Annotated in this window: 1 pseudogene; it reads right to left on the bottom strand. The window is 40.8% G+C overall.

Going from position 1 to position 407, the window contains the following annotated elements:
* Positions 1-407, bottom strand: a pseudogene (locus CBI42_RS12890) (hypothetical protein); the annotation flags it as partial.

The following is a 407-nucleotide window of genomic DNA, read 5'->3' as shown; positions in this document are numbered from 1 at the left end:
TTGTCCTGTGGATGCTGCAATGAAAAAAGACAACGCCTTTTTGTTTTCTGACCAGTGTGACACATTGTGGTGCCAAGTAATTTTGCGGTGTGCCACATCATTATCAAAGATAGCTGTCATATCGTGGGTTTTACCATCATAATCAATTTCAACAGGGTAAAAATGTTTTGGCTTTAAGCTGTCGTCAGCGCCAGCTGCTAATGCTTTAGGAGCGTCAGGATCTGACAATTTGCTGGGATTATATGTTTCAGACGGATTCCCTGGCTTGTTGTTATTGTAAGCAAATGCCCCGAAAGCTTGTGTTTCCTGTAGGCCACCAAAATAAGGAATATAAATAAATCGTTCAGGGTCCTCATGGTCTGGATCTGTGTTTGAATATGTGTCTAATTTAAATCCAAATCCATCAG

Source organism: Streptococcus sp. KR (genome assembly GCF_002238115.1).
GTDB lineage: Bacteria > Bacillota > Bacilli > Lactobacillales > Streptococcaceae > Streptococcus.
This window is presented reverse-complemented; position numbering and strand designations above follow the sequence as displayed.